1 protein-coding gene is annotated in these 4,691 nt (G+C 60.1%); it reads right to left on the minus strand.

The features are described from left to right. Positions 1–4,642 (minus strand): hypothetical protein (locus AC04SH_RS34655; RefSeq protein WP_488578070.1); only part of this gene is annotated, 4,642 nt, incomplete at its 3' end. Positions 4,643–4,691: the final 49 nt, after the last annotated feature.

The raw sequence follows: 4,691 nt of genomic DNA on the forward strand, positions 1-4,691 counted from the left end.
GCGACCAATGGCTGCCGCGGCGATTGGCACTGGCATCGTTCACTGGCAGGAACAGGAAGTCGGCCGTGTCGTCGCCATTGTGATCATGAACGATGCGCTGGAATGCGCGTAGCATGTCGCTCTCGGTGCCCAAGCGCAGGCTGCCAAGGATTATGAGGGGATCCACGAACCGCGTCCGGGCGGCCAGACCCGGATTGTTCCCCTGCAACTCTTGCGTCAGGAGCTGGTAGTCCCTCAGGACATGCTCGTCGCCCAGCCATTCCATGTCCTGGAGCACCAGCCCGCGGCCGTGAGACGGGGCGGTCGGACCCAAAGCCCCGACCTGAGCATCGGAGGATTTGCTTGCAAACACCGGCACGGAATTATCATCGTCGCGTGATTCAGACGGCGTGGCCGCAGTCAGATCAACCAATGGAAAATCCCGGTAGGTGTCTGGGGGGGCGCTGGCAGCGGGCGCTGGCGCTGCTTCCGGGTTCGGCCACATACTCCAATCAAAGTTGAGCGGCATCTGCGGCGACCAGGTTGAAGCGAACCCGGCAGGTTCTTGCCGTCCGACCTGGACGATGTCCTGCGTCTGCGATGGCAATGCACCCAGTTGATGGACGGGATCCGCCGACGACAGCAGGCGACCGCCTGAATTGGCGATCTCGCTCAGCTGCCGCTCAATGGCAAGGCCGTCTGGATTGTCCAGGGTCCTCGGCCTCTTCGCTGGCCGCAACCCAGCTGTGTCACGCTCATCGTTGGTGAGGACCTCCTCGCTTGGCGGGAGGTTGCTGCTGGCAAATACACCCATCGGCTTGTCGGGGAACTGCTGGGGGTCGTAGCCCCAGTTCAAGGGACGAATGGACGCTCGATCCGAAGACTGGTCATGGCGCGCGGCTGGCTCGCGAGACGACGGGCCGGGTTTGTCGATCATCTCCCAAAGCAAATCCTGGTCGTAGCCTTCCACAGGAGGCAGCTCATCTCGCCATCTGCCCGCTTCCTGCGACACGCTGCGCTGCCCAGCGGCGCTGCCGACGGGCATCGGCTCCATCCGGACCGCTTTTGCTGGATCAGAAACGAGGAGGATATGGCGCTCGAGCTCCATCGCTTTAGCGCCTGCCTGCGATTTTCGCAGATCAGCCAGTGCGGCACGGATATGCCGACTACCCCCGCTGTCCTTCCTATAGCGCTCGACATCGCCGTCCAATGACGTGCCGGAAAGCCGAGCAGCAATGCCCGGCTTGTTGCTCTCACGCAGATAGTCGCTGAAACTGCGAAGAAGAGATGCATACAACCTGCCAGTCGATGTCCCTGCTTCGTTTTTGTATTCTTTGATGAGAGCCCCGTCCTGGGGGTGAGGAGTTAACTCCGTGCGGCCTGTGATCGGCACCACTCCGCCCGTCGACTGGAAGGTCCGCAGATGGTCTATTGCCGTAAGGAGTCGTTTGTGGTGACCCTTTTCGATGGCCTCGCGCGCATCATCGGTCAGCGACTGGTCGTTGAGCCGGGCAGCAAACGGATCTTTGTTATTTGCAAAGAGCCAGCGCCCGAAGCTGCGAAGAGAATGTACATAGGCGTCGGCAGTGCCATCGGCGGCATTGCCGTGGCGGAGGCCCTTCTCAACCCCAGAAATAAGGCGAGCGTCCTCGGAATAAAGCGGCTGCTTGCTCCGCCCTATCAAAACTCCAGTTGACTGAAGGCGCTCGGCTGGCTGGAGAGATGACGACGGGCCGGGTTCGTCCATCATCTCCCAAAGCAAATCCTGATCGTAGCCTTCCACAGGAGGCAGCTCCTCTGGCCACCTGCCCGCACCCTGCGACACACTGTGCTGCGCAGCGGCGCCGCCGACGGGCATCGGCTCCATCCGGACCGCTTTTGCGGGATCAGGAACGGGGAGGTTATGGCGCTCGAGCTCCATCGCTTTAGCGCCTGCCTGCGATTTTCGCAGATCAGCCAGTGCGGCACCGATTTTCCGATTGCCCGCGGCGTCTTTCCTATAGCGCTCGACATCGCCGTCCAACGACGTGCCGGAAAGCCGGGCAGCAATGCCCGGCTTGTTGTTCTCACGCAGATAGTCGGTAAAATTGCGAAGAACAGTTGCATACGCCCTGCGGGTCCCTGTCGCAGCTTCGTTTTTGTATTCTTTGATGAGAGCCACGTCCTGGGGGTGAGGATTTAGCTCAGCGCGGCCTGTGATCGGCACCACTCCGCCCGTCGACTGGAAGGTCCGGAGATGGTCCATTGCCGGACGGAGTCTCCCGTTATGACCCGTTTCGATGGCCTCGCGCACATCATCGGTCAGCGACTGGTCGTTGAGCCGAGCAGCAATCGGATCTTTGTTATTTGCGAAGAGCCAGCGCCCGAACCTGTGAAGAGAATTTACATAGTTGTAGGCAGTGCGGTTGGCGGCGTTGCCGTTGGGGAATGCCTTCTCAAGTCCCGAAATAAGGCGAGCGTCCTCGGAATAAAGAGGCTCCTTGCTGTGCCCTATCAAAACACCAGCTGACTGGACCGGCTGCAACGAGGCCGCCGGCATTGCTCTGCCTGAATTGGCGATCTCGCTCAGCTGCCGCTCAATGGCAAGACCGTGTAGATTGTCCAGGGGCCTCGGCCTCTTCGCTGGCCGCAACCCAGCTGTGTCACGCTCATCGTTGATGAGGACCTCCTCGCCTGGCAGGACGTTGCTGCTGGCAAGTGCATCCATCGGCTTGTCGGGGAACTGCTGGCGGTCGTAGCCCCCGTTCAAGTGACGAATAGACCCTCCGGAGTCTGATGACTGGTCTTGGCGCGCCGCTGGCTCGAGAGACGACGGGCCGGATTTGTCTATCATCTCCCAAAGCAAATCCTGGTCGTAGCTTTCTACAGGAGGCAGTTCCTCTGGCCAGCTTTGCTGCGCAGCGGCGCCGAGGGACATCCGCGGCGCGTTTTCGGGATCAGGAACGGGGAGGATATGGCGCCCGAGCTCCATCGCTTTAGCGCCTGCCTGCGATTTTCGCAGATCAGCCAGTGCGGCACCGATATTCCGATCACCGCCGTCTTTCCGATAGCGCTCGACATCGCCATCCAATGACGTGCCGGAAAGCCGACCAGCAATGCCCGGCTTGTTATTTCTACGCAGGTAGTCGCTGAAACTGCGAAGGACAGACCTGCCGGTCCTTGTCGCTGCGTCGTTTCTGTACTCTTTGATGAGAGCCAGATCCTGGGGGTGAGGATTTAGCTCAGCGGGGCTTGTGATCAGCACGCGCCCCCTCTCCTGGAAGGTCCGGAGATGGTCTATTGCCGCAGGGAGTCTCCCGTGATGACCCTTTTCCATGGCCTCGCGCGCATCATCGGTCAGCGATTGATCGTCGAGCCGAGCAGCAATCGGATCTTTGTTATTTGCGAAGAGCCAGCGCCCGAAGCTGCGAAGAGAATATACATAGGCATTGACGGTGTGATTGGCGGCCTTACCCTCGAAGAGGGCCTTCTCAAAGCCCGAAATAAGGCCTACGTCCTCGGAATAAAGAGGCTGCTTGCTCCGCCCTGTCAAAACTCCAGCTGTCTGAGACGGTTGCAGTGTCGAGGCGGCCGGCATTGCTCTAATTCCACCTGAATTGGCGATCTCGCTCAGCTGCCGCTTGGCAAGACCGTGTAGATTGTCCAGAGTCCTCGGCCTCTTCGCTGGCCGCAACCCAGCTGTGTCACGCTCATCGTTGATGAGGACCTCCTCGCTTGGCAGGAGGTTACTGCTGGCAAATGCACCCATCGGCTTGTCGGGGAACTGCTGGCAGTCGTAGCCCCAGTTCAAGTGGCGAACGGACTCTCGGGGATCCGTTGACTGGTCATGGCGCGCGGCTGGCTCGAGAGATGACGACGGACCGGGTTTGTCCATCATCTCCCAAAGCAAATCCTGATCGTAGCTTTCTACGGGAGGCAGCTCATCTGGCCATCTGCTCGCGCCCTGCGACGCGCTGTGCTGCGCAGCGGCGCCGACGGACATCGGCTCCATCCGGATCGCGTTTCCGGGATCAGGAACGAGGGGAATATGGCGTTCGAGCTCCATCGCTTTAGCGCCTGCCTGCGATTTTCGCAGATTAGCCAGTGCGGCACCGATATTCCCACTGCCGCCGACGTCTCTCCTATAGCGCTCGACATCGCCGTCCAACGACATGCCGGAAAGCCGACCAGCAATTCCTGGCTTGTTGCTCTTACGCAGGTAGTCACTGAATTTGCGAAGAACAGTTGCATACACCCTGCGGGTCGATCCCGCGTCGTTTCTGTACTCTTTGATGAGAGCCACGTCCTGGGGGTGCGGAATTAGATCAGTCCGGCTTGTGATCGGCACGAATCCGCCCGTCGACTGGAAGGCCCGGAGATAGTTTATTGCCGAGAGGAGTCGTTTATTATGACCCTTTTCGATGGCCTCGCGGGCATCATCGGTCAGCGACTGGTCGTCGAGCCGAGCAGCAATCGGATCTCTTTTATTTGCGAAGAGCCGGCGGCTGAAGCTGCGAAGAGAGTATACATAGCCGTTGGCGGTGTGGTTGGCGGCATTGCCGCGGCGGAGGCCCTTCTCAAGCACCGAAATAAGGCGAGCATCCTCGGAATAGAGAGGCTCCTTGCTGTGCCCTATCAAAACCCCAGCTGACTGGACCGGCTGCAACGTCGAGGCCGCCGGCATTGCTCTGCCGCCACGGGAACTGGCGATCTCGCTCAGCTGCCGCTCAAAG

It is taken from the genome of Mesorhizobium sp. CNPSo 4688 (assembly GCF_057784295.1).